The organism is uncultured Pelagimonas sp. (assembly GCF_947498515.1).
GTDB lineage: Bacteria > Pseudomonadota > Alphaproteobacteria > Rhodobacterales > Rhodobacteraceae > Pelagimonas.
In genome coordinates, this window is the sequence record NZ_CANMKO010000001.1 from 327,098 (window position 1) to 348,620 (window position 21,523).

Below are 21,523 nucleotides of genomic sequence, written 5' to 3' on the forward strand. Positions count from 1 at the left end.
AGCGGGGCGAAAATCGGGCACTGGCGTGAAAAGCTTGCGGCTTTTGCATCCAATCCAACGGCAAGCCCCGGTTTTCACAGGGGTTTACCATTCATATTTGATTCATCTTTGCGGCACCGCGCCGGTTAATAACCGATGGCACAGCCGTCTTTACGCGGGTCCGACGCCCCTTCAAGCACGCCATTGTCCCGGATTCTGATGGCTTGCGCTCCGCCAAGAGGACCATCAGGAGTTGTAATGTCATGCCCCCTGTCGGCGAGTTCACCCCGAACCCCATCGCCAAAGCCACGTTCCAATTGCAGCTTGCCGCCATCAACAAAACTACGAGGCGCGTCTAGGGCACTTTGCAAATCCATCCCATAATCAACCAGATTGGTCAGAACACGGGCATGGCCGTTGGGCTGATATTGCCCGCCCATCACGCCAAATGGCATGGTCACGCGGCCCTGTTCACGCAACATCGCCGGGATGATGGTGTGCATCGGGCGTTTACCCCCCGCAAGCTCGTTCGGGTGCCCGGAGACGAGCGAGAACCCTGCGCCACGGTTTTGAAACAAAACACCGAATTTTTCCGACGCGATCCCCGATCCAAAGCCATGAAAGATCGAATAAATCAACGACACGGCCATGCGATCTCGGTCAACAACGGTGATGTAAATCGTGTCCTTGTGCACCGCCTCACTTAGGGCGGCGGGGGCCGTCATCGCGCGGTTCATGTCGATCAAACCGGCCAGTTTCTCGGCGGTTTGCGGTGACAAAAGGTGGTCGAGCTTGGTCATATGCTCTGGATCTGCCAGAAACCGGTTGCGCGCATCATAGGCCAACTTCGCCGTCTCGGCTTCGATATGGACGCGATCCGCACCAAAGGGATCAAGGTTCGATAAATCGAAATGTGACAGGATGTTAAGCATCAGATGGGCAATAATGCCTTGGCCATTGGGCGGATGCTCCAACAACTCCTGCCCCTTATAGTCCCCGCTAACCGGGGATGTGATCGTACATGCGGTATCGGCGAAATCCTCAGCGCTATGTAGCCCGCCAAGGCCATTCAAAGTGGCCAGCATGTCGTCGAGCGCTTCACCTTCGTAAAATGCCGCGCGGCCATCCTTGGCAATCTTGCGCAAAAGTTTGGCTTGCTTGGGAAGGGCAAACATGTCGCCGATCTTGGGAACTTGACCGTTCACCATGAAATCTTGACGGGCACTACCCGTTAGGCATTTGCCGCTATTGGGCCAATCAAACGCCACGCGCGGCGCAACCGGAACGCCGGTTTCCATATAGTGGATGGCGGGGGCGAGGCTATCGGCAAGGCCGAGCTTGCCCCATTTGTCCGACATGTTGCAAAACGCGTCAATCGCGCCGGGGATTGTGATGGCTTCGACATCGTGAACCGGCACGCTTGTATGACCGGCGTCGCGCAAACGCTGGGCCGTTGCTGCGTTTGGTGCGCGGCCCGACCCGTTGACGGCAACGACCTCTTCGGACCCAGACGGAGAGACCAGCGCGAAACAATCCCCGCCGATACCCGTCATCTGGGGTTCGGCCACGCCAAGAAGAACTGCACCGGCGATGGCGGCGTCCATGGCATTGCCACCGCGGCGCAACACATCCACCGCGGCCTGCGCCGCCAAGGGATGAGACGTGGCACACATACCATTGCTGGCATAAACCGCCGAACGGCCGGGAAGATGAAAGTCGCGCATATAGTTTTTGATCCTGTTGTTCGGTTTGAACAATAGGAGCGACGCGCGGCAGGTCAATATCATGCGGGAGATTGCTGTGTAGATCCTCGGTATCGCGCACTGGGTGGGGGCTGTAACACGCGATACCGAGGGAAGCCTATGCAGCTACAAGACCCGTTATTGCCTGAGAATGGGGTTAGATTGTGACCCTGCAAAGGTTTGAATCAGGCAGGTAAAATTGCTTGGATTTCAAGCGGTAAGCCGGAGTGGTTGCGCTGTTTTGGGGAGGGTAGCTGATAGTCCTCGGTGCCGCGCACTGGGTGGGGGCTAAAACACGCGGCACCAAGGGAAGCCTATGCAGCTACAAGACACGTTATGGCGGGCAGTTGCGGCATGAATGCGACAAGAAAAGGGAAACTCTCAGGCGTATTCTCGTCCGACAATTGCACGCGCAAACGCGGACCTCGCCCAAAAGGGCGCGCCGTCAGTCAACTCAATTTTGGGGAAAGTGTAGTCCTCGACACCGTGCACTGGGTGGGGGCTAAAACACACGGTGCCGAGGGAAGCTATATGCAGCTACAAGACCGTGTATGGTGCCGAATTCTGCCCCGAATGTGGCGCGGCCAAGGTGTTTTAAAGACATCGCGCCAAAGACGTTATCCTTTGGCGCTCATCTGTATTGGCATCTCGAGACTGAGATGGTTCTCAGCGCCTTTACGCTCGTAAATCAATCGATCGCTCAAGCTTTGAATCAGGTACCAGCCAAATCCCCCTTCGGGCATGAGCTGCATGTCCACATCCAGATTGGCGGGGGTGCCCGCAGGCAATGCCCCCTCGGGCATGGCGGCCCCGGTGTCGATGAACCCGGCAAGAACGCGGGTTTCGTCAAACTCAACATCGAATCGGATTTCGCCATTGGGGCTTTCCCCATAGGCATGCTCAACAATATTGTTGAGCACTTCGGCAATCACCAGTTCCCACATGTCGCCGGGACAGGTGAAAAAGCTCTGCGATTCCAGATCACAGCGCAACGATGTCAACGTCTCTCGCACGGCTTCCGGCGTGCTATGAAGCACGTAGCGGAAAGCCAAGACGTTCTGGTCGCCTGATTTGCCGGTCATGTAGGGAACTCCGATCAGAACCAGACAATCAGGCGCTTTGAGCCCGTGCCTCTTGGGCACTGTCATGAATGGTAAAGATCGAATCCATTCGGGTCATGCGAAACACCTTGTCTACAGCCGGGGTCAGCCCGGCAAGTTCAAGTTTGCCACCGGCGGGCATGAGTTTCATCGCCGCGACGATAGCCCCCAAACCGCTCGAATCGATAAAGCTCACTTTGTTTAGATCCAGAATCATACGGCCGCTAAAATTGGCCATCTGTTCACGCATCTTGTCTTTGAAGGAAATCGCTACAGCTGCATCAATACGCTCTGCTTCAACAGTGATAACACTGACGTTTCCGTTGGTCTGGGTTGAAAAATCCATGCTGGCCTCTTTGCTCAAGTCATTCAAACCCTAGACGCCATTCCTTACCATTCGGTATGCAGGTGCAGAAAATTGGAGGATAATTCATGCAAGAAGTGGTCATCACCGGGGCGGCACGTACGCCTATGGGGGGATTCCAAGGGGCGTTTGCCGGAGAAGAAGCCGCGCAATTGGGCGGTGCTGCGATCAAAGCGGCGCTGGAACAGGCGTCGAGCCCAGCGGTTGACGAAGTGCTCATGGGCTGTGTTTTGCCCGCCGGGCAGGGGCAAGCACCGGCCCGTCAGGCTGGGTTCGCCGCGGGTTTGGGAGAGGAGGTCCCAGCCACCACACTTAATAAGATGTGCGGATCTGGGATGCGTGCGGCGATGTTTGCCTTTGATCGCTTGGCCTTAGGCCACGCCGATACCATCGTCGCTGGTGGTATGGAAAGCATGACAAACGCGCCGTATATCCTGCCGAAAATGCGCGGTGGGGCGCGGTTGGGCCATGGTCAGGTCGTTGATCACATGTTCCTTGATGGGCTCGAAGATGCCTATGACAAGGGTCGTTTGATGGGCACCTTTGCCGAAGATTGTGCCGAGGCATTTCAATTCACTCGCGAAGCTCAGGACAATTATGCATTGGCCTCTTTGTCGCGGGCGCTTGAGGCACAAAAGTCCGGCGCATTTGAAGGAGAAATCGCCGCCGTCACCATGACCACCCGCAAAGGCGATGTTGTCGTGGCCGAGGATGAGCAGCCCGGCAATGCCCGCCCCGAAAAAATCCCGCACCTAAAACCGGCCTTTCGCAAGGATGGCACGGTCACCCCGGCCAACTCTTCGTCGATCTCGGATGGGGCAGCGGCTTTGGTCATGACCACTGCCGATGCTGCCAAGGCCGCTGGTGCGCCGATCCGCGCCCGTGTCCTTGGCCATGCCAGCCACGCCCATGCGCCCAACCTCTTCCCGACCGCACCGGTGCCCGCGGCGAAAAAGCTGCTCGAGCGTTTGGGGTGGTCCGTGGGTGATGTCGACCTTTGGGAGGTCAACGAAGCCTTTGCCGTTGTGCCCATGGCCTTCATGCATGAAATGGGCATTTCCCATGACAAGGTGAACGTCAACGGCGGCGCCTGTGCGCTGGGCCACCCCATCGGGGCGTCGGGTGCGCGGATCATGGTGACTTTGCTTAATGCCTTGGAAAAACGGGGGCTTAAACGCGGTATCGCCGCGATCTGCATTGGCGGCGGCGAGGGCACAGCCATCGCAATCGAACGTCCCTGATCGCCTATAAACGGCCCCAAAAACTACGCAAGCCGCCCTGTCACGGGGCGGCTTTACCTTGCCCCCTGCGGGCCTATCCCGACATTTCATCAATAACAGCGGCCCGCGTTTGAACAGCCCCGGTTTGCAAATACTCCATCGCCGTCAACGCGGCCTCATGGGCGGCAACGGACGACCCGCCGACACAGTCCTCGACCACCCGGCAAAAGTAATCCGACTGGTGACCATCGACAAAGGTGTAGTGGACACAGACATCCGTCAGCCCGCCGCATAAGATCAGCGTCTCGGCCTTCAAACCGCGCAAGAGAATCTCCAAATCGGTGCCAAAAAACGCGGAATAGCGGCGTTTGGGGATCTCATAGTCGCCTTTTCGAAACCCCATCTCCTCTTTGGCGATCTCGGTGCGCGCATCCCCCTCAAGACAATGCACATCTTCGTCGCCATCCAACTCCCGGCCAAAATCAATCAAGTCGGGCCGGTGAACCTCTTGTATGAAAATCACCGGCACATCATTGTCATGCGCCGCATCAACAAGGTCACGCGCGGCAATCATCCGGTCCTTATACCCGGGCATATTGTCGATCGATCGCTCGGCGCTGTTGTCGATAAAGGTGCTCTTTTGGATGTCGATCACCAAAAGCGCGGCTCGACCTTCGATTAGGTTGCGCGCTTGCTTGGGTTTAGATGTCATTGGTCGTCTCCTTGGTGATGTTTTTTGGCAAAAGCGGCGGGGTTACTATGCATCAAACCCCAAAAGGATCATGCCCAAGATCAACAGCAGCAGCCCCAGACCATTCGTTGACGTCATGGATTGGTTGTGGAATGCCACGCTGACCGCGACCGCCCCGAGCGACCCAATTCCGGTCCAGATCGGATAGGCAATGCCAAGAGGTATGCGGACCATGGCCGCGTATAAGGCTATGAGGCTGGCGATCATCGCCAAAAGCGTCAAAATCCCAACGGCCCAGCTAAACTCATGCGCCAACCGTTTCAGCCCGCTCGCCCAAGCAATCTCAAGCACACCGGCGAAAAGAAGGGATATCCATGCCATGTCGACCTCGCGTGTTGCAGGTCGTCCTGGCCCAGCCCGTATTAAGGCCGGGTCGTCCCGGCGGGCAATCAGATCCCTAATGGCTAAGGTGGGGCTTGCACCAAGTCAAGATCGGCGCAGGGCTTGATGGGATAAGGCCAGACATTGGAAAAGATAGGGCCAGCCGCGATCAGTGGAAAACAAGGTGACTAGAGCAAAACGATACTTTTGGTTTCTTTAACTCGGTTTTTTCTGATGTTTTCTTTGTGCGGCCTGACCCTTGCCTTTGAACCATGCTTGTCATCCGATCAAAATCGCCGTGAAATTTTCCTTTGAAATTTCAGAAATCCGTGGCAGCGTGAAATTCTTCTGAATAATTTCACGACTCGGATCATGGATCAGACACACCGACACACAACCACTTTGGGCGCAGATATTCGCGCCCTGCGCCGCACCCGGAGCCTGACCTTGCAGCAGCTTGCGGATGCTTTGGGGCGGTCGGTTGGCTGGCTTAGTCAAGTCGAACGCGATCTCTCGGAACCCGGCATTGACGATCTTCGCGGGCTGGCCAAGGCGTTGGACGTGTCCATCTCGACCCTGTTTTCCAATGCGCCATCACCGGCGCATGAAACCGGGCGCATTGTGCGATCTGGTGCGCGCCGATCCATTGGACCGGGCGAGGTGGGCCTCAAAGAAGAACTGCTCTCCCCCGATCTTACCGATGATTTTGAGATGGTGCACTCGACCTTTCTCCCCGGTGCCTCGCTCCCCGATCCGGTGACGCGGCCTACCCAAGAGGTCGGCTATGTCATCACCGGCAAGCTCGATATCGAGATCGCCGGGCATCTTTTCACCCTCGAACCCGGTGACAGTTTCCGTATCAAAGGCGAACCGTTTCGCTGGGCCAACCCCTATGATGAACCGGCCATTGCGGTCTGGGTCATTGCGCCACCGGTCTATTGATGGGCGCGTGGCAGGTCATTGCCGATAGGGCGACGCGGCGGGCGCGCTTAGGCCCCCCAGACGAAATCGTCCGGGGCATTTCCGCCGATCAAAACATCATCGCCATCCCCACCAACAAGCATATCGCCCCCGTCGCCGCCGATGATCGTGTCGTTGCCACCGCCGCCATAAACCGTGTCATCGCCGCCCAGAGCAAAGATAAGATCATCGCCCTCGGTGCCATGAATGACTTCGCCCTGCCATGTGCCAACAATCACGGTGTATTCAGGCTCGGGCGTATCGGTGGGAAGCGGCGTGAAGTCGTCATAAGACGCCTCGTCCGGTACATGGGTTGTGATGCCAAGGCTGGCGGTGAACTGCGCATAAGCCCCCGGATCGCGCAGCGTGTCTTGCCACTCCACCGACAGGATATTGGCGTGACCCGTCCAAACATCGGCCGCCGCCGTAAGGGCATAGGGCGCTGTGTTAAAAAGGTTTTCCATCAAAATTCCGTCAACGTTCTGCATGAACGCCGCTTCGGTCGCGGTGACAGTGTCGCCGTTGTTCCAAGTCATGTAAGCGTCGCTGTTGATATAGACCTGCGCATCGGCGTTGACGGCGGACACGGCGTCGGACACTGCATTGACAAGCGCCATCATCGCCTCAGTACGTTCGGCGAGCGCAATGGCGCGCCCGGCATCGCCGTCGCTGAGGAAATAGCGGCCGACATCGTCCAGAAACACCCCGTCATAGCCCGCCTGAACAACGGCAACCGCCTGATCAATCACGATTTGTTGCCATTCGGGGTCAGCGAAATCAACGATAGGGCCATAAATTGTTTCACCGGGGTTATTTGGGTCCTCAACCTCGCCATTGCCGACCGGGCCGCGTGCGGTGCCAAGCGCATTGACCAACCAATCCGGCGCATCGTCCGTTGGGGTGCCAACATCGGGGTTGGCCGGATCTGCGCCGCTCACCCAATTGGGGTTCCAATAGCTGCGATTGTGGTCGGTCACGGCGACATTCACATAGCCCAGAACCGTGCGGTCATCCGCCGTGCCGGGGGTGCCGGCCGTTTGCAATTGGGCCAATTCGGCCGCAGTCAAAACCGCTTCATACTCTGTCGTGACGCTGGTTTCGATCACCATGAGCTCATAGGCGCTGTTGTCGAGCTCGGTCACGTCCGGATCAGTCAGCCAATAGATAAAATTCTCAACCATAAACAGTCCTCCAAACACGGTCTGCACGCACAAGATACGCGCGCAGCATACAGGCAGGACTGTAAACGCTTCAAGAAAACTCAGGGAAAAGGAAACCTAGCATGAGCGATTTTCCGACCAAGGCCCGCGTGGTCATCATCGGGGGCGGCGCCGTTGGCGTCTCGACACTGTATCATCTGGCCAAGGCCGGTTGGACCGACAGCGTATTGCTCGAAAAGAACGAGCTGACCGCCGGGTCCACATGGCACGCCGCTGGCAACTGCCCGAACTTTTCCGGCTCGTGGGCGATCATGAACATGCAGCGCTATTCGCTGGAAATGTATCGCACCTTGGCCGAAGACGTTGATTACCCGATGAACTATCACGTCACTGGGGCGCTGCGTTTGGGTCATACCAAAGAGCGAACCATGGAGTTTGAACGCGTGGCCTCCATGGGCCGGTATCAGGGGTTGCAACTCGACATGCTCACCCCCGAGCAGGCCAAAGAATACTATCCTTTCCTCGAAACTCATGATCTCGATTCCGTGCTCTGGGATCCGCTGGATGGCGACATCGACCCGGCCCAGCTCACCCAAGCCATGGCCAAAGGCGCGCGTGATCTCGGGGCCTCGATCCAACGTTTCTGCCCGGCGACTGGCGTCACGCAAAAAGATGACGACACATGGATTGTGCACACCGACAAGGGTGACATCGAATGTGATTATGTCGTCAACTGTGGCGGTTACTATGCCGCGCGCATCGGCGAATGGTTCAAACCCTTCGGCGGTCGTGACGTGCCGATGGTGGTCATGTCGCACCAGTATTTCCTGACCGACAAAATCCCAGCTGTCGAAGACTGGACCAAGGAAAACGGCAAAAAGCTTCCGATGATCCGCGACGTCGACAGCTCTTATTACCTGCGCCAAGACACCCACGGCCTCAACCTCGGCCCGTATGAGCGCAACTGCAAGGCCCATTGGATCACCGAAGACGACCCAATGCCCGAGGATTTCTCGTTCCAGCTTTACCCCGATGATCTCGACCGTCTCGAATGGTATATCGAAGACGCGATGGAGCGGGTTCCCCCCCTTGGCACCGCCGGTGTTGGCCGCAACATCAACGGCCCAATCCCCTATGCGCCGGATGGATTGCCGCTCATGGGCCCGATGCCCGGCGTCAAAAACGCCTTTGAAGCGCACAGCTTTACCTTTGGGATCGTGCAGGCCGGTGGTGCCGGTAAATGCATGGCCGAATGGATCACCACCGGCGAAACCGAGTGGGATATGTGGGCTGTTGATAGCCGCCGCTACACAGACCACGCCGATTTCGACTTTTGCTACCAGAAGGCGATGGAAACCTACGGCCACGAATATGCGATGCACTTCCCGCATCACCAATGGCCTGCCGGGCGCAACAAAAAACTCTCGCCAAACCATGATCGTTTGGTGGCGGATGGTGGCCAAATGGGGGCCTTCAACGGCTGGGAGCGCGCCTGCTGGTTCGCCGCCGAGGGCGAAGACACCTCCGAAGAAGGCACCGAAACATGGCTGCGCCAAGGCTCTTGGACGGCTGCCGTCAAACGCGAAGTCGAAGCGGTGCGGGATGGTGTTGGTGTCATCGACATGTGCGGTTTCTCGCGCTTCACCCTCAAGGGTGAGGGCGCGGCGGAATGGCTGCGCTGTACCGTTGCGGGCGCCTTGCCCAAAGTGGGCCGCATGAATCTGATCTACATCTCGGACAATCGCGGCCGGGTGGTGACGGAAATGTCCTGCATCCGTCATGGTGACGATGACTTCACCCTGATGACCGCCGCCGTGGCGCAATGGCATGACTACGAACTGCTCTGGCGCAACCTGCCAGCGGGTCTTGAGCTCAAGGACGTGTCGCGTGACTTCACCACCATGCTGGTCACAGGTCCGAAATCCCGCGAGCTGTTTGCCGGTATGTCTGACGCCGATCTCTCTGCTGGCTGGCTGTCACTGCAAACCGCCACTGTTGCGGGCCACGGGGCGATGATGGCCCGTGTGTCCTTTGTCGGTGAATTGGGGTGGGAGGTTCACGTTCCAACCGAGAACGCCGCCGAGGTTTACACCGCCATTCGCGATGCCGGGGCCACGCCCTTTGGCATGTTCGCCCTCGACAGCATGCGGATCGAAAAGGGCTATCGCACATGGAAAGGTGATCTTTCAACCGATTACACCATGCTCGAAGCGGGTCTTGGCCGGTTCACCAAATTGACCAAGGATCAGGACTTCCCCGGCAAAGCCGCCCTTGCCGCCGAAGCCAAGGATGGCAGCAAGAAGGCCTTTGCCACCCTGATCATCGACGCCCCGGACGCCGACGCGCCCTATATGTCGACGATTGTGCATAATGGCGAAGTGGTCGGTGAAACCACCTCGGGGGCCTATGGATACCGGGTCAACGCCTCCATCGCTCTGGCGATGCTGCGCCCTGATCTGGCCACTCCGGGGACCGAGCTTGAGGTCAATATTTTTGGCAAAATGTGCAAGGCTGTGGTTCAAGAAGACAAACCACTTTGGGATCCGGAAAACGAGCGCCTGCGCGCCTGACCCAACCCAATTTATACCAACTGCAAGGCCACCCGTTGGCCTTGCAAATCTAGGGGACAAGAGATGGCAGACATAACCCTTTTGGATGGCGGTATGGGTCAGGAATTGATCCATCGCGCCGGTGATCAACCGACGCCGCTTTGGTCAACCCAAGTGATGATCGACCGCCCCGGTTTGGTGCGCGCGGTTCATAGCGACTATTTCGACGCCGGGGCCACAATCGCCACCACCAACACCTATGCTATTCACCGCGACCGATTGGTTAACGCCGGGGTCGAAGATCAGTTTAACGCCTTGCACCAAGCCGCGCTGAGTGAGGCCGCCGAGGCCCGCACCTCCCATGGATCGGGGCGCATTGCCGGGGCGATTGGCCCGCTTGGGGCAAGCTATCGGCCCGATATTCATCCGGAATTATCTGTGTCCGTGCCGCTTTATGCCGAGGTAGCACAGGTCCTTGCCCCGCATGTCGATGTGATCCTGTTTGAAACCGTGGCCTCCGTTCTACATGCCCGTGCGACGCTTGAGGCCGGGCTAACCACCGACAAACCCGTCTGGATCGCCGTCACCATTGATGACGAAAACGGCGCGCTGTTGCGCTCGGGCGAACCCGTTGCCGACATCCTTCCTTATATGGAGGGCGCAGCGGCGCTTTTGGCCAATTGTTCCGCGCCCGAGGCCATGCCCGCCGCGCTGGAACAGCTCGCCAAATCCGGTCTTCCTTTTGGGGCCTATGCCAACGGTTTTACCCAAATCACCAATGATTTCCTCCAAGACGCCCCCACCGTCGATTCGCTTAGCGCGCGCCGCGATATGGGCCCCGTGGCCTACGCCGATCAGGTGATGACTTGGGTCGACATGGGGGCCACAATTGTTGGAGGTTGCTGTGAAACCGGCCCCGCCCACATCGCCGAAATCGCCCGCCGTTTGGCCGCTGCTGGGCATGTGATCGTATGATCTCGCCCGAGCCCAAGAAAACATGGCATGTCGACATTCTGGTCGCTGATGGATTTGTCCTAACCGAAGTGGCGGGCATTGTTGACGCGATGCGCATCGCCAATCGCGTTGCGGCTTTTCCTCCGTTTTCTTGGACCTATCGAAGCGCCTTTGCCGGTCCGGTCGACAGCAGTTCCGAAGTCTGCGTCAAGGCCGAAGCCTTTGCCCCCAAACCGCATGCCGATTACGCCTTTGTCATCGGCAATGCCGATCCCGATTGCCCGGCGCTTTCTGTGGGGACGCAGATCGACCGCTATACCTTTCGCGGCGCTCAAGTCTTCCTTCTGGCCGAGGCTGCTAGCCGCTATATCAAGGAGCGCGGCACCGAGGGTACGCGCATGTCAACCCATTGGGAAAACTCGGATATTCTGCGTGAACGCTCCTCTCTTTTTGACGCCGACAACGCCATTGCTACCGAAGACGGGCTGGTTGTGACCTGTGCTGGAATGGGGGCGACGGTTGATGTGATGCTGGCGGTTCTGCGTCGTCACATTTCCTCGGCCAACTTGATGACCGTCGCCAATATCCTCCTGCACGAGAAAATCCGCGATTTCTCTACTCGGCAACCGCTTGGTGGCGCGCGCAGCTCTGGGTCGGGGGACCGTGAACTCGACCAATGTCTGCAAATCATGCAGGCCAATATCGAAGACCCGGTGCCGATTTCCGAGCTGGTCAATGTGTTGAATATTTCCAGCCGCTCGCTCGAACGCAAATTCCGCACGCACCTGAACACCACCCCCAACACCTATTACCGCGAACTCCGCCTTGCGCGCGCCAACAACCTGTTGCTCAACACCAATATGAGCGTGCGTGAAGTTGGCCTTGCCTGTGGTTTCCCCAGCGGGTTTTCCGGCCTCTACAAGGGCTTCTTCGGAATCACTCCCTTTGCCCTGCGCAAACAGCGCCGCCAACAGGCGACCAAGGGCACCAACCTTGGCAAATCCGACGCAAGATGACGGATTTTCAACATTCACGAATTGGCTTTCATGCCAAGCTTCCTCAAATTTCAGACGTTTCGGAGACGGTGAGCGCATGAGCAATCTTCCTCAAAAGGCCCGCGTGGTCATTATCGGTGGCGGTGTTATCGGCTGTTCGGTGGCCTATCATCTGGTCAAAAAGGGCTGGAAGGATGTTGTTTTGCTGGAACGCAAACAGCTCACATCCGGCACCACATGGCATGCCGCTGGCCTTATCGCCCAGCTGCGCGCCACCAAGAACATGACCAAACTCGCCAAGTATAGCCAAGAACTTTACGGCACGCTTGAGGAAGAAACCGGTGTTGCCACCGGCTTTAAACGCTGTGGTTCGATCACCGTTGCCTTGACCGAAGAGCGCAAGGAAGAAATCTACCGTCAGGCCGCCATGGCCCGCGCCTTTGGCGTCGAGGTTGAGGAAATCTCAAACGAGCGCGTCCAAGAACTCTATCCCCACATCAACCTAGATGGCATCAAAGGCGCGGTTTACCTGCCGCTCGATGGTCAGGGTGACCCGGCCAATATCGCACTGGCGCTGGCCAAGGGCGCGCGTATGGGCGGCGCTTTGGTCAAGGAACGCATCAAAGTTACCGAAATCGTCAAATCCGGGCGCCGCGTCACCGGTGTTGGCTGGATGGCGGATGATGGGTCCGAAAGTGGCCATATCGAATGTGACATGGTGGTGAACTGTGCCGGGATGTGGGGTCACGAAGTTGGTAAAATGGCTGGCACCAACGTGCCGCTACACGCCTGTGAACACTTCTACATCGTCACCGAAAACATCGACGGTCTGACGCAAATGCCGGTGCTGCGCGTGCCCGATGAATACGCCTATTACAAAGAGGACGCCGGTAAAATCCTGCTTGGGGCGTTTGAACCGGAATCCAAACCCTGGGCGATGGAGGGCATCCCCGAGAGCTTCGAATTTGATCAGCTCCAGGAAGATTTCGACCACTTCGAGCCAATCCTTGAAAAGGCAGTCGAACGTGTGCCTTTGCTTGCCGAGGCGGGTATTCACACCTTCTTCAATGGCCCGGAATCCTTTACGCCGGATGACGCCTATCACCTTGGCCTTGCTCCGGAAATGGACAATGTCTGGGTCGCTGCGGGCTTCAACTCCATCGGTATTCAATCCGCAGGTGGGGCCGGTATGGCGCTCGCCGATTGGATGGATAGCGGCGAAAAACCCTTTGATCTCGGCGATGTCGATATTTCCCGCATGCAGCCCTTCCAAGGCAACAAAAAATACCTCTTTGAGCGTTCCAAAGAAACGCTTGGCCTGCTGTATGCCGACCATTTCCCCTATCGCCAAAAGGAAACCGCCCGCGGCGTGCGCCGCACACCGTTCCACCATCACCTGTTGGAACAGGGCGCAGTGATGGGCGAACTTGCCGGGTGGGAACGGGCCAATTGGTTCGCCAATCCCGGTCAGGAACGCGAATACCGCTATAGCTGGAAACGCCAGAACTGGTTCAAGAATAGCGCCGACGAACACCGCGCCATTCGCGAAAACGTTGGCATGTATGACATGTCTTCCTTTGGCAAAATCCGCGTCGAAGGCCCCGATTCCGAAGCCTTCATGAACTACATCGGTGGCGGCGATTACTCTGTCCCAACCGGCAAAATCGTCTATACCCAATTCCTCAACCGCACCGGCGGGATTGAGGCCGACGTCACGGTCACGCGCCTATCCGAACTGGCCTATTTGGTCGTCACCCCGGCCGCGACCCGTTTGGCCGATCAAACGTGGATGATGCGCAATTCTGGCAACTTCAACGTGGTCATCACCGATGTGACCGCAGGCGAAGGTGTCTTGGCCGTCATGGGGCCGAACTCGCGCAAATTGCTCGAAGCGGTCTCTCCCGCGAATTTCACCAATGACGTCAATCCCTTTGGCACCGCGCAAGAGATCGAAATCGGCATGGGCCTCGCCCGTGTCCACCGTGTGACCTATGTCGGTGAACTGGGCTGGGAGGTTTATGTGCCTGCCGATATGGCCGGGCATGTCTTCGAAACCCTGCACGCCGCCGGTCAGGACATGGGCCTGAAACTTTGTGGCATGCACATGATGGATAGCGCCCGCCTCGAAAAAGGCTATCGCCATTTTGGCCATGACATCACCTGCGAAGATCACGTCGTGGATGCCGGGCTTGGCTTTGCGGTCAAGGTCGACAAGGGCAGCGATTTCATCGGTCGCGAGGCGGTGATCAAGCGCAAGGAAATCGGCGCGCAAAACCGTCTGTTGCAGTTCAAGCTCACCGAACCCGAACCGATGCTCTATCACAACGAACCGATCCTGCGGGATGGCGAAATTGTTGGCTACCTGACCTCGGGCAACTACGGCCACACCTTGGGGGGCGCGATGGGGATGGGCTATGTGCCCGCCGCCGGTGAAAAGCTCGCCGATGTTCTGGCCTCAAGCTACGAGATCGACGTCATGGGCACCCGCGTCAAAGCCGAGGTGTCGAGCAAACCGTTCTACGATCCCAAATCGGAACGGGTAAAGGTCTAGCCTTTTCGCCGGATCAACATCCGGATCAGCATCGAGACAATGACAAAGGCCCCGACACGTCGGGGCCTTTTTTGTGGTGGGGCCTTGGTCCGTAAGACAAGGGGGGGTAAGGGGCGCATTGCGGTTGCATCGCTCCATACGCTTCCGTATGGTAAGCCCAACACTTAGGGGAAGTTCATGGCCGCGATTGTCGCAAGTCTCATTTTAACTGTGATTGCCGGGGTGCATTTTGCATGGGCCTTTGGCGTGACTTGGCCGGCGACATCGGAACAAGACCTTGTGCGGCGGGTGGCCGGGTTTGAGGGCGTGGATCGAATGCCACCCCCGGCGGCAAGCGCCTTGGTCGCTGTCTTTTTGCTTCTGGGCTGTCACATCGTCCTCGTCGTTTCGGGACTGTCACAGCCCCTCGCTCCTGTTTGGATTTACGACATCGCGATCTGGGTGATGGTGGCGGGTTTTGCACTGCGCGGCGGCGCGAGCTATACCCGAGCTTGGCGGGCGCTGACCCCGGTCGAACCCTTTGCAACAATGGATCGACGCTACTACGGGCCGCTCTGCCTTGTCCTTGCGGTGTTGATCTCACAGGTCGCGCTTTTCTAAGGCGGCAATCTCCCCCAAACGCGAGGGCTTTTGTACAGATTGGTGCCAAACCTGCGCATTCGGCCTTCAACCCGGTGCTGATCTTGGAAATGGGCCGTTTTCGGCGGGCAATCGGTACAAAATGGTTTGAGTTTGGGGAGGATTGGCCGGTTCTCAGCACAAATTCCATCACGGTTTGTGCGCGGGTATCACAAAAAGTCATCACTCCATGTCTTCCACATTTTTTGACCGCATGGTTTGATTTCCCCAAGGAGACCCTCCATGACATCGCAAACCAATACCGATAGCCCCCGTGGGCTTGCCTTTGCCGTGACGGCCTATTTCCTTTGGGGATTTTTGCCGCTGTATCTCAAGCTGGTTGATCATATCCCCGCCATCGAAGTGGTGGCACATCGGGTGATTTGGTCCGTGCCTGTCGCCGGGTTGGTGTTGATTTTATTACGCCGCACCAAGGATTTACGCGAGGCTCTGCTCAATCCGCGGATGTTGCTGATGGCCTGTGTCACGGCGGCGCTGATCTCGGTCAATTGGGGGATTTATGTCTGGGCGATTTCGGTAGATCGCACCGTGGATGCGGCGCTTGGCTATTATATCAATCCGCTGTTTAGCGTGGCGATGGGCGCTGTGTTGCTGGGTGAAAGACCCAATCGGACCCAGCTTGTCGCCATCGCATTGGCGGCTTTTGCAGTCCTCATTATCTTTGTCGCTGCCCCGCGCCCGCCGTGGATTCCCATCTCTCTTATGGTCAGTTGGGGGTTTTACGCCTACTTTAAAAAGTCCCTGCCCATCGGGCCAAATCAGGGCTTCATGCTTGAGGTTTTGATCCTCTCTATTCCGTCTTTGGGCTATCTGATCTGGCTGGGGCCTGAGGGAAATTTTATGAGCAACACCAATGATATGTGGTTGCTGATGGGCTGCGGTTTGGTGACGGCCGTGCCGTTGTTGATCTATGCCAACGGGGCCAAGCTTCTGCGGCTTTCGACCATCGCGATTTTGCAGTATATCGCCCCGACGATGATCTTTTTGGTTGCTGTTTTTGCCTTTGGCGAAGAGGTCGATCCGGCCCGTCAGGTGGCTTTCCCATTGATTTGGGCAGCGCTTGTGATCTATTCCGTGCCCTTGATCCGGCAGATGCGCCAGACCTAGAACAAAGCCACAACCGCTAAGGGGCCTGCCGTGCAGCAAAATGATGTCTACAACCCGCCGATGGACCCAGTCGAGGTTCTCTATGAGGATTCAGACGTTTTAGCGGTCAACAAACCCGCCGGTCTACTGTCTGTTCCGGGCAAGACCGAGGATTTGGCCGATTGTTTGTTGACCCGGATTGAGGTGGCCTTTCCCACGGCGCGCTTGGTTCACCGGCTTGATCGCGACACATCCGGGGTGATGATCTTTGGCCTAACTGCTTATGCGCAACGTCATTTGAATGCCCAGTTTGAAGCGCGTAAAACCAAAAAAACCTATGTGGCTCGGCTATTTGGCACATTGGAACCAAAGGAGGGGGAGGTCGATCTTCCGCTGACTGTGGATTGGCCCAACCGGCCGCGCCAGATGGTCTGTCATGAAACGGGAAAACCGTCGCTGACCGAATGGAAAGTGGCGCGATATGGCGACAATGAAACCCGCGTGAAACTGTTCCCGAAAACTGGGCGGACGCATCAGCTCCGGGTGCATATGTTGTCGCTTGGCCATCCGATCATTGGTGATCCGCTTTATGCGCCGGAGACTTCGGATGATTTTGATCGGATGATGTTGCACGCCGAGGAGCTGCGTTTTAGCCATCCTGAAAGTGGCAAGGGTGTGCGGGTGCGGGCCAAAGCCCCGTTTTAGAGACTAATAGGGAGAGATTGGGGCGCTGCCCCGTCACAAGCGGGCTTGTGTCTCCCCGGGATATTTTGGGAAAGAAGAAGCAGGGGGCCGCGTTTCATATGAAGCGCGGCCTTTCGTTTTTTAGTCGTCTGACCAGCCGGAAATCGATTTGATTTCAACGAAGTCATGGATGCCATGGGCCCCGCCTTCGCGGCCATTGCCTGACATTTTCATGCCGCCAAAGGGCGCACCGGTGCCCCGAGACATGCCGTTCATTTCCACCATGCCCGAGCGCAGCTGACGGGCGAGGCGATTGCGACGCGCACCATCCGAGCTTTGGACATAGTTGGTTAGGCCATAGGGCGTGTCATTGGCGATGCGCACCGCCTCTTCTTCGGTATCAAACTTCATGATCGACAGGACCGGACCAAAGATTTCTTCGTTGGCGATGGTCATGTCCGGGGTCACGTCGGCAAAGACCGTGGGGCGAACGTAAAAGCCTTTGTTCAAACCTTCGGGGCGACCAACCCCACCGGCGATCAGGCGGGCGCCATCATCAATGCCGGTTTGGATCAGGTCTTGGATCTTGTTCCACTGGCTTTCATTGACTACCGGGCCAATGTGACGACCGGATTGATCGGCAGGGCCAACTTGAATTTTCGCGGCCATGGCTGTGGCCTCTTCGACGACGCGGTCATAGGCGTCGGCCTCGACCATCATGCGGGTTGGGGCGTTACAACTTTGGCCCGAGTTTTCCATGACATGGAGAACGCCGCGCTTAACGGCCTTTTCATCGGCGTCGGCAAAAATCAGGTTCGCGCCTTTGCCACCCAGTTCAAGGTGGACGCGTTTGAGCGTGTCAGCGGCGGATTTCGAGATCAGTTTCCCGGCGCGGGTGGAGCCGGTGAAGCTCACCATATCGACATCGGCATGGGCGGTGAGCTGGCTTCCGACGCCAACGCCGTCGCCGTTCACAAGGTTAAACACACCGGGGGGGAAACCCGCTTCATCCATCAGCTCTGCGAAAACCATCGCGTCTAGCGGGCTTTCTTCGGAAGGCTTCAATACCATGGTGTTACCTGCCACCAAAGCCGCGCCAACCTTGAGCGTGACCTGGTTCATCGGCCAGTTCCAAGGCGTGATCAGCGCGCAAACACCAACGGCTTCGTGGATGATACGGGCGCCGTCGGTGCGCTCATCAAAGGGATGTTCCCAAGGAAAGGCTTTGGCGGCGCGAATGAAGTTTTTGAGGTGGTAGGCTCCGGCACCGACCTGTGAGGTGCGCGACATATCGATGGGGGCCCCCATGGCCACGCTCATCGCTTGCGCCAAATCTTCGCCACGGTCCATATAGACGGCCAAAAGGTTTTCCAGCAGGGTGATGCGATCTTCGACTGGGGTCGCCATCCAGCCGGGCAGGGCGGCCTTGGCAGCGGCGACGGCGGCATCGGTATCGGCCTGACCACCCAAGGAAATCACCGCGCAGGGCTCTTCGGTCGAGGGGTTGATAACCTGATGGTCCTGACCGGCAACCGGGGCAACCCATGTCCCATTGATGTAAAACTGTTTTTTCTCGATCATGATGGTCTCCCAAAGCGAGATGTCTGCCGCCATTAGGGCGGGATTCTGGGGCACTGTGGCACCCTGTCACAGCCTTCGCAAGTCTCCTTAGAACGGGGGTTTACATCTGACGTACGGAAAATATCTATTCGCGGTGGCCATTGTTCTGGCTGCGACATTTATAGAAAGGACGCGACATGGGTCTGCGCATCAATGACGAGATTCCGAACCTGACAGTCACCACCGATCATGGCGAGTTGAGCTTGCATGACTGGATCGGCGACAGCTGGGCGATCCTGTTTTCACACCCCAAAGATTTCACCCCGGTTTGCACCACCGAATTTGGCGCTGTGGCTCAGCTGGCGGATGAATGGGAAAAGCGCGGCACCAAGGTGATGGGCATTTCCGTTGACGGTGTTGAAGAGCACAAAGGTTGGAAAGCCGACATCGAAAAGACCGCCGGTGCGCCCGCCGGTTTCCCGATTATTGCCGACGAAGACCTGACCGTTGCCAAGGCGTTTGACATGCTTCCGGCGGAGTTTGTTTTGCCCGATGGCCGCACACCGGCCGATAGTGCCACCGTGCGGGTGGTGTTTATTGTTGGGCCCGACAAAAAGCTGAAACTGTCGATGACCTATCCGATGACCGTTGGCCGCAACTTTGCCGAAGTGTTACGGGCGCTGGATGCGCTTCAGACCTCGGCGCGTGAAAACGTGGCGACCCCGGCGAATTGGACCGTTGGTCAGGATGTTGTGGTGCCGATGGCGGTGTCCGATGAGGATGCGATTGCCAAATACGGGTCGATTAACACGGTTCTGCCTTACCTGCGTATGGCGAAATTGCCTGAGTAAGGTGGCTTAATGTAATTGGGGTTGGCCATTAAGGGGCCAGCCCCTGTGCCGCCTAAGGCGGCATTCACCCCAAGAATAGTGGATAAAGGCGCAGCTTGTGTCGAAGCGGAGTTCGGGTTGGAGCGGTGAATTTCTGCGCAAAGCGCAGGGTTCGGGTTGCCCTTTTGTTCGCGCCTTGGCACAGTCCGCGCGCGTTGATCAGGAGAGACCCCATGCCCTTTAGCCTTGCCACTTGGAACATCAATTCCGTGCGTTTGCGTCAGGGGCTTGTGTCGCAGCTGATGACCGAAGAAGCACCGGATGTTTTGTGCCTTCAGGAATGCAAATCTCCGGTCGACAAAATCCCGGCCGAGGTGTTTGCCGAGCTGGGCTATACTCATATGGTTGCCAATGGCCAAAAGGGCTACAACGGCGTTGCGATCTTGTCGAAACTGCCGATAGAAGAGGTAGCGCGCGAGGATTTCGCAGATTTGGGACACGCGCGTCACATCGCCGGGCGGTTGGAAAACGGTGTGACAATCCATAATTTCTATGTGCCTGCGGGCGGCGACAAGCCGGATCGTGAGATCAACGTCAAGTTTGGTCAAAAGCTCGATTACCTGACTGAAATGCGCGATTGGTTTCATGCGCACAAGCCTGAAAAAAGTATTCTGGTGGGTGATCTCAATATTGCCCCGCGCGAAGATGATGTTTGGGACCACAAAAAGCTTTTGAAGATTGTCTCGCACACGCCGATTGAAGTCGACCATTTGGCGCAAGTCCAAGATGCTGCCAAATGGGTGGATGTGACACGTCAGGATATTCCCGACGGCTTGCTTTATAGTTGGTGGTCGTATCGCGCGAAAGATTGGGACGGTGCGGACAAAGGGCGCCGTTTGGACCATGTTTGGGCCACGCCGGATATTTCCAACGCGGCCCATTCCAGCAAGGTGTTGCGCCATGTACGCGGCTGGGAAAAGCCAAGCGACCACGCCCCGGTCTTTGCGACGTTTGATCTCTGATCCTAAGGCGCGACCTTCAACGCCGCATCGCGTGAGGGTCGCTACGATCACTGGTTGAGCGCCGGCAAATAGGTTCTCAGAGGTTAATTTTCATCTTGTGGCATGTTATGTTATAAAGTAACTAATCGCCGTGAGCGAAGGGTGGTGTATGTCAAATCGCGCATTGGCTTGGCCTTTTTGTGACGGGTGGACTAGTGCGGGTGATTGGATGTCGAACACATTTAACCTTGGTGACACCATCGGGTTGGGCGCGAAGGTTTGACACGAAAAGGGCATCCCGAGTGGACTGTTGCGATGAACTCTCTGCCTTGACGGCGCCTTCGCTTCGTAATTTGTGGCTCTCCAAATCGTATAGGATTTAGAATGAAACTAACGATCTCTCTGATTGCGCTTGTTGCGGCAATTCCTGCCTTTGCCGAAGAAACTCGTCATCTTGATGCACACGAACATGGGGTGGCGACGCTTAACATTGCGATGGACGGCGCAACCGTCCATATGGAATTCCAAGCGCCGGGGGCAGACATAGTTGGGTTTGAGTATGTGGCGTCAAGCGAGGCTGATCTGGCCAAGATTGAAGTTGCTTTGGATCAATTGCGCTCACCGCTCGAGTTGTTCGATCTTCCCGAGGCAGCAGGGTGTCGCGTTGCCAAAGCCGATGCGGTTCTGGTGAGTGATGACCATGCCGAAGAAGGGCATGAAGAGCACGACGACCACGCGCATGAAGAGCACGACGACCACGCGCATGAAGAGCATGACGACCACGCGCATGAAGAGCATGACGACCACGCGCACGAAGAGCATGACGATCACGACCATGAAGAGCACGACGACCACGGCCATGAGGAGCATGACGACGTATCTGGACATACGGAATTTGAAGCGCATTTCGCCCTGACTTGCGAGAGCCCGGATGCCTTTACAGAAATGTCTTTCCCTTATTTTGAATTGTTTCCCAATGCCAAAGAAGTTGAGGTACAATTCATATCAGCATCGGGTGCAAAAGCGTTTGACGTGGAACGTGCTGCACCAACCCTTGATCTGGAGCGCTGAACGCGG

Annotated in this window: 19 protein-coding genes; 12 read left to right on the top strand and 7 right to left on the bottom strand. The window is 57.1% G+C overall.

Annotation, left to right across the window (positions count from 1 at the left end; all coding sequences use genetic code 11):
* Positions 1 to 125: 125 nt before the first annotated feature.
* The 3 genes from ggt to Q1A43_RS01735 form a co-directional block, all read right to left on the bottom strand.
* The gene (ggt, locus tag Q1A43_RS01725) at positions 126 to 1,703 is read right to left on the bottom strand and encodes a gamma-glutamyltransferase (protein ID WP_299931951.1); all 1,578 of its coding nucleotides are present in this window, start codon (positions 1,701 to 1,703) and stop codon (positions 126 to 128) included.
* Between the two features lie 635 nt (positions 1,704 to 2,338).
* Complete coding sequence (locus Q1A43_RS01730; RefSeq protein WP_299921175.1) at positions 2,339 to 2,803, bottom strand: ATP-binding protein; 465 nt, start codon at positions 2,801 to 2,803, stop codon at positions 2,339 to 2,341.
* 28 nt (positions 2,804 to 2,831) lie between these two features.
* Complete coding sequence (locus Q1A43_RS01735) at positions 2,832 to 3,167, bottom strand: STAS domain-containing protein (protein WP_299921173.1); 336 nt, start codon at positions 3,165 to 3,167, stop codon at positions 2,832 to 2,834.
* 86 nt (positions 3,168 to 3,253) lie between these two features.
* Here Q1A43_RS01735 and Q1A43_RS01740 point away from each other — a divergent pair, with 86 nt between their 5' ends.
* Positions 3,254 to 4,426: an acetyl-CoA C-acyltransferase gene (locus Q1A43_RS01740; RefSeq protein WP_299931954.1), complete on the top strand. Its 1,173-nt coding sequence runs from the start codon at positions 3,254 to 3,256 to the stop codon at positions 4,424 to 4,426.
* Positions 4,427 to 4,499: 73 nt separating this feature from the next.
* On the opposite strand, the gene Q1A43_RS01745 is transcribed toward Q1A43_RS01740, so the two are convergent.
* Both Q1A43_RS01745 and Q1A43_RS01750 read right to left on the bottom strand, forming a co-directional pair.
* Positions 4,500 to 5,117, bottom strand: a complete 618-nt coding sequence (locus Q1A43_RS01745; protein ID WP_299931956.1) for a cysteine hydrolase — start codon at positions 5,115 to 5,117, stop codon at positions 4,500 to 4,502.
* A gap of 45 nt (positions 5,118 to 5,162) precedes the next feature.
* Positions 5,163 to 5,477, bottom strand: coding sequence for an SMR family transporter (locus Q1A43_RS01750; protein WP_299931958.1), 315 nt, complete (start codon positions 5,475 to 5,477; stop codon positions 5,163 to 5,165).
* 372 nt (positions 5,478 to 5,849) lie between these two features.
* Between Q1A43_RS01750 and Q1A43_RS01755 the strand changes: the two genes are divergently transcribed.
* Entirely contained in the window at positions 5,850 to 6,419 is a 570-nt protein-coding gene (locus Q1A43_RS01755) for a cupin domain-containing protein (protein ID WP_299931960.1), read from the top strand.
* Positions 6,420 to 6,466: 47 nt separating this feature from the next.
* Here Q1A43_RS01755 and Q1A43_RS01760 read toward each other — a convergent pair whose 3' ends face one another.
* Complete coding sequence (locus Q1A43_RS01760; RefSeq protein WP_299931962.1) at positions 6,467 to 7,618, bottom strand: hypothetical protein; 1,152 nt, start codon at positions 7,616 to 7,618, stop codon at positions 6,467 to 6,469.
* A gap of 101 nt (positions 7,619 to 7,719) precedes the next feature.
* Here Q1A43_RS01760 and Q1A43_RS01765 point away from each other — a divergent pair, with 101 nt between their 5' ends.
* From Q1A43_RS01765 to Q1A43_RS01795, 7 genes are all read left to right on the top strand, one after another.
* Positions 7,720 to 10,167 carry an FAD-dependent oxidoreductase gene (locus Q1A43_RS01765; protein WP_299931964.1) on the top strand — a complete coding sequence of 816 codons (2,448 nt, stop codon included), beginning with the start codon at positions 7,720 to 7,722 and terminating at the stop codon, positions 10,165 to 10,167.
* Positions 10,168 to 10,230: 63 nt separating this feature from the next.
* The gene (locus Q1A43_RS01770; RefSeq protein WP_299931966.1) at positions 10,231 to 11,121 is read left to right on the top strand and encodes a homocysteine S-methyltransferase family protein; all 891 of its coding nucleotides are present in this window, start codon (positions 10,231 to 10,233) and stop codon (positions 11,119 to 11,121) included.
* Complete coding sequence (locus Q1A43_RS01775) at positions 11,118 to 12,116, top strand: helix-turn-helix domain-containing protein (RefSeq protein ID WP_299931967.1); 999 nt, start codon at positions 11,118 to 11,120, stop codon at positions 12,114 to 12,116. Before Q1A43_RS01770 ends, Q1A43_RS01775 begins: the two co-directional genes overlap by 4 nt.
* Before the next feature lie 76 nt (positions 12,117 to 12,192).
* Positions 12,193 to 14,646 (top strand): FAD-dependent oxidoreductase, encoded by a 2,454-nt coding sequence (locus Q1A43_RS01780; protein ID WP_299931969.1) that lies wholly within the window; start codon positions 12,193 to 12,195, stop codon positions 14,644 to 14,646.
* A gap of 177 nt (positions 14,647 to 14,823) precedes the next feature.
* On the top strand, positions 14,824 to 15,246 hold the full coding sequence (locus Q1A43_RS01785) for a DUF3995 domain-containing protein (RefSeq protein ID WP_299931971.1): 423 nt from the start codon (positions 14,824 to 14,826) through the stop codon (positions 15,244 to 15,246).
* Positions 15,247 to 15,507: 261 nt separating this feature from the next.
* Entirely contained in the window at positions 15,508 to 16,392 is an 885-nt protein-coding gene (gene rarD, locus Q1A43_RS01790) for an EamA family transporter RarD (protein ID WP_299921152.1), read from the top strand.
* 30 nt (positions 16,393 to 16,422) lie between these two features.
* Positions 16,423 to 17,076, top strand: a complete 654-nt coding sequence (locus tag Q1A43_RS01795; RefSeq protein WP_299931973.1) for an RluA family pseudouridine synthase — start codon at positions 16,423 to 16,425, stop codon at positions 17,074 to 17,076.
* Positions 17,077 to 17,196: 120 nt separating this feature from the next.
* Here Q1A43_RS01795 and Q1A43_RS01800 read toward each other — a convergent pair whose 3' ends face one another.
* A complete protein-coding gene (locus Q1A43_RS01800; protein WP_299931975.1) occupies positions 17,197 to 18,636 on the bottom strand; it encodes an aldehyde dehydrogenase family protein in 1,440 nt (479 codons plus the stop codon).
* 176 nt (positions 18,637 to 18,812) lie between these two features.
* Here Q1A43_RS01800 and Q1A43_RS01805 point away from each other — a divergent pair, with 176 nt between their 5' ends.
* From Q1A43_RS01805 to Q1A43_RS01815, 3 genes are all read left to right on the top strand, one after another.
* Positions 18,813 to 19,466, top strand: coding sequence for a peroxiredoxin (locus Q1A43_RS01805; RefSeq protein WP_299931977.1), 654 nt, complete (start codon positions 18,813 to 18,815; stop codon positions 19,464 to 19,466).
* 212 nt (positions 19,467 to 19,678) lie between these two features.
* Positions 19,679 to 20,467 carry an exodeoxyribonuclease III gene (locus tag Q1A43_RS01810; protein ID WP_299931979.1) on the top strand — a complete coding sequence of 263 codons (789 nt, stop codon included), beginning with the start codon at positions 19,679 to 19,681 and terminating at the stop codon, positions 20,465 to 20,467.
* Positions 20,468 to 20,830: 363 nt separating this feature from the next.
* Positions 20,831 to 21,517, top strand: coding sequence for a DUF2796 domain-containing protein (locus Q1A43_RS01815; protein WP_299931981.1), 687 nt, complete (start codon positions 20,831 to 20,833; stop codon positions 21,515 to 21,517).
* The last annotated feature ends 6 nt before the right edge of the window (positions 21,518 to 21,523 follow it).